The following is a 4,238-nucleotide window of genomic DNA, read 5'->3' on the forward strand; positions in this document are numbered from 1 at the left end:
ATAATAAATGAAATTCATGAAAAAATAGTTTCATCTTTATCACTAGGAGATACTATATTTTTTGAAATTAAAAGTATCAATAGATTAGAAGATAAAGAGGAGTTTATTGAATGGTTTATAAAAATATTTTGGCAACCTTTAATCAACAGAAATAAGTCTTTATTCAACCAAAAAAGAAATAGGTTGATATTTGCTCTGATTGCAGAAAGTCCATTTCCTATAAATTCATCTAACTTTTGTCAAGAAGTGACTTTAAATCATGATAAAATGATTGAAATTCCTTTACTTGATTGGACTGTTGAAGATATTAGTAATTGGTTAATATCGCATCATAAGTTATTTCCTCGCTTTGCCAATGTTCAAGATTGTCATGAAATTCACAAGGAAGCCAAGAATATTCATGAAGAAAGTGAAGGAACTCCAGAAAGCGTTTGTTCAAAATTACAGGAATATTTTTATGGAAAAAACTAACCGTCTTACATTCACCAACAACCCCGAACTTCGCCCTCAAAATCCCTGCAAAGGTTCACACGAAGTACCCGAACCTTATGTAGTTTCTGAACCTTTAAAAAAAGCTGTGAATTTAGCTCTCTATCTCAAACGGCCATTACTATTAGAAGGAGATCCTGGTTGTGGTAAAACTCGTCTCGCTTCGGCTGTTGCTTATGAGTTAGGATTACCCCTTTATCGGTGGGATATTCGTTCTACTACAAAAGCGCAAGATGGACTTTATGAATATGATGCAATTTTACGACTTCATGACGTGCAAACACAGAAAATTAATGAGTTAGTAAATGATGAACGTAATCCTGCTAATGCTAAAGATTATCGGACATTTGGAGCATTAGGAAAAGCCTTTAACCTGGAAGAATGTCCAGCAGTAGTATTAATTGATGAAATTGTACAATACACGATCTGTTTTGGAAGCCCTGCTTGCCCACACTCCAGAATTTTATTATTGCTATCCAGGACGTATTGAGGGCAACATATCCAATTCAAAGATCCGTAAAGGGCATAAACATCTTTTATGGTTGCCTAACAAGCCGCATAATTTAGGCCAAATTGCTGAGACTAAAACAGAACAGATCATCTCAGAAATTCCTTCTCAAAGTGCTATTTATGCGGCAAAAATAGTTATTAAACGTTATAAAAAAACGGCTCAATACTTTACCGAAGATTTGGGAAATGGCATTGAATTAGAAATGGTGTTAATTCCTGGAGGAACTTTTATCATGGGTTCACCAGAAGAGGAACTAGAAAGTTCAAACAATGAAAGACCTCAACATCAAGTTACCATTAAACCTTTTTGCTTTGGTAAATATCCAGTCACCCAAGCACAATGGCAAGCAGTAGCCGTTTTACCCCAGGTGAACCAACAACTAAACCCAGACCCATCTGAGTTTAAAGGAGCAAATCGCCCTGTAGAACAGGTTTCTTGGCATGATGCAGTAGAGTTTTGTGCAAGACTATCAAATCATACTCAAAGACCCTATAGGCTGCCCAGTGAAGCGGAATGGGAATATGCCTGTCGAGGGGGAACTACCACACCATTTCATTTTGGCGAGACAATTACAACAGAATTAGCTAATTATGATGGTAACTATACTTATGGAGATGGAGTTAAAGGAATTGATAGGGGAGAAACAACAGAAGTAGGAAGTTTGAAAATAGCCAATCAATTTGGATTATATGATATGCACGGGAATGTATGGGAATGGTGTCAAGACGATTGGCATAATAGCTATAAAGGTGCGCTTACAGATAGTAGTGCAAGGGTAAGTGATGAGTCTAAAAGTGACAAGGTGCTGCGCGGCGGTTCTTGGAGCAATAATCCTGGTAATTGCCGTTCGGCGCGTCGTATTTCTGATAATGCGAGCTTAGACCACAGCAACCTCGGTTTTCGTGTTGTGTGTGGTGCTGCGTGGACTTTGTAGCCCTTTGTACTCTTGCTCTTTTGCCCTTTTCCCTTCTTTCTTTTACGTTTGCAAGCGTAGTTAAACGGAGCTATCTTAAAATTTTTCAGCTTATTATAGTGTTAAAGTGGGAATGAGATTAATAAATTGGGGTAGAATTGGGGTAATTTTTTATGGAAAGTCTTCAAATACTTGTAAAATCATGGTTTCGAGAGGTCTGCAAAACCTCCATCCCCCGGTTCAAATCCGGGTGTCGCCTTTATATATTGTCTGAATCAGGATATCCAGGATTTAGGGATTGACAGGATGGTTTTTTCGTTTCGTTGATAGGGTTTCTGATACTCTGATTTTTATTAATTGTTTTGTTTAGCTATTCGCTAGAAATACAAAATCAAATATCCTGTTAATCCTTTAATCTTGTAAATCCTGATATGGCTTTCGCCACGCTACGCTATCAGACGCGAATTAATTGAACTGACCGTGAAATACTATAAACAACATCCTAACGCCTTTCCTGTTCAATATCTCCAGGACTTGTGGGGAGAAATCCAAGCTTGTCCCTATTTCGCTATTAATAACCTCAACCGAGATTTTATTAATACTAAAGGCTTTTCTGTGGTATTTCAGCATCAAGGTTTAGCAGAAGTTGTCCAAAAATTCCCCTATTTTAAGCCTTATTTAGATTTGGCGCTTTTACCCAATTGTAATGCTTTTTATTTGAATCCTTTATTACTCAAAGCAGGTTCTCGCGTTGACCCCCATATTGATCGGTCTTTGCGTTCCTATTGTAAAACCGTTGAACCTCCTGCATTTGTCAGCGTGCTTTATGTGCGCGTACCAGAGGATATGGAGGGGGGTGAATTGGTGCTAAAATCGCAAAAACGCCAAGTTGGACAAGTTAAACCCCAAACCAATTCTTTAATTTACTTTCAGGGTGATTTAACTCATTCTGTGAATGCAGTGACGACTGTGGGAAATCGCTTAAGTCTTGTTTGTGAACAGTATTGTTTGAGTGAGGATGAACTTGAGGAAATACCACAGTTTACATTAGAATCTAGGGCTAATCAAGGGAATGGGAAAAAACAAAGGAAAACGTAATTTTATTAGCTTTCGTCTTTAAATAAAACAATCATTTAATATCAACATAAATATCTTTTTCAGATTGCTTAAATTCGTCATCAAGATTATATAGTAAATTGCGAATTTGTTGACGAAGTTCTCTAGCAGGTTGTAAACAATCGCGTTGATAATCTTGTAAAGTTAATTGAAGATGAGGATAAAGCAATTTGAGAAAACCTGATGCTGTTTTGAGAATTGCTTGTTGATCTCTAATGGTAGTATGATCATCAAATTGAGTATGTTGTTGAGCATATTGGTAAAAACTCCCATCTTTTCTTAAAGATAATAATGCTTCTCCAAAAAAATCCATTTTCAACCCGATTTGATTAGCAATCATATCTCTTTGAAATTTAGGAATTTCCCAACCGGGTAAAATACCAGCAAACCGATCTAAAAATGCTGTTTCTGAGAAGAATTTAGGTAATTTAGCCATTAAATTATATTTATCTTTAGGACGTTGATATTCATCAAGTTCAATATTACCTAATAAGACTAAAGAACAATCACTAGAAATAGGAATATCAGAAAACCCTGAGCGATTATAACTTCCATTCGCAAGATAGGTTTTTAATGGTCCGATAATTTCATCAGGATTATCAAATGTTAAACTTTGAATTTCATCTAAAACTACTACATCGTAACGACCTAATAAACCAACTGATTTAGTTTTACCATCAATGAATAGTTTAGCAGGAGTGATTTTACCTCCACTAATTACAGAAACTTTGTTATTAATATTTTCATAAACAAAACTTTTTCCTGTTCCTTTGGGAGCTAATTCTATGAGGTGATAATTAGATTCTACTAAGGGAAGTAACCGAGTTAAAATCCATGTTTTTGCTCGATAATTATAACTCGGATGATTGGGATTAAAACCCATGGAACAAAACATTAAATCTCGCCATTGTTCTGTGGTAAACTGAGAACGATGTTCAGCATAAGTTTTCAGGTTAACTTCAGAACATTGAAAAGGGTCAAAATCAATGATAGATATTTTGGAATTACCATTGATAGTATTTTTATATCTTAAAGTAATTTTCCCCCATACTCCTTGTCTCAATAACATTTGATAACGCTCAACAATATCTGAAGAAATTTCACATTCTGAGAAGTTTAAAACAGGAATATTTGCTAAAGGTTCAGGTATTTGTTTAGAGTTTTGGTCTAATTTAATTCTAACTTGAAGTAATGCAATTAATTTATGAG

Annotated in this window: 5 protein-coding genes; 4 read left to right on the forward strand and 1 reads right to left on the reverse strand. The window is 35.6% G+C overall.

Translation table 11 applies throughout. The features are described 5' to 3' along the window. The 4 genes from IQ228_RS22195 to IQ228_RS22210 all read left to right on the forward strand — a co-directional run. On the forward strand, positions 1–471 hold a 471-nt coding region (locus tag IQ228_RS22195), incomplete at its 5' end, for a hypothetical protein (RefSeq protein ID WP_193964459.1). Next, positions 458–979: a MoxR family ATPase gene (locus IQ228_RS22200; RefSeq protein ID WP_228044010.1), complete on the forward strand. Its 522-nt coding sequence runs from the start codon at positions 458–460 to the stop codon at positions 977–979. The genes IQ228_RS22195 and IQ228_RS22200, both read left to right, overlap by 14 nt. Positions 980–1,031: 52 nt before the next feature. Beyond that, positions 1,032–1,934, forward strand: a complete 903-nt coding sequence (locus IQ228_RS22205; protein WP_228044011.1) for a formylglycine-generating enzyme family protein — start codon at positions 1,032–1,034, stop codon at positions 1,932–1,934. Positions 1,935–2,393: 459 nt separating this feature from the next. After that, complete coding sequence (locus tag IQ228_RS22210; protein ID WP_193964462.1) at positions 2,394–3,011, forward strand: 2OG-Fe(II) oxygenase; 618 nt, start codon at positions 2,394–2,396, stop codon at positions 3,009–3,011. A 31-nt stretch (positions 3,012–3,042) separates the two neighbouring features. Here the strand turns inward: IQ228_RS22210 and brxL are convergent. Then, the coding region (gene brxL, locus IQ228_RS22215) for a BREX system Lon protease-like protein BrxL (protein ID WP_193964463.1) at positions 3,043–4,238 on the reverse strand (1,196 nt) is incomplete at its 5' end.

This window comes from Dolichospermum sp. LEGE 00246 (assembly GCF_015207865.1).
Classification (GTDB): domain Bacteria; phylum Cyanobacteriota; class Cyanobacteriia; order Cyanobacteriales; family Nostocaceae; genus Dolichospermum; species Dolichospermum heterosporum.

Excerpts from the sequence above, each read along its gene's own strand:
- IQ228_RS22200 (WP_228044010.1), top strand. The coding sequence starts at position 458 with ATGGAAAAAACTAACCGTCTTACATTCACCAACAACCCCGAACTTCGC.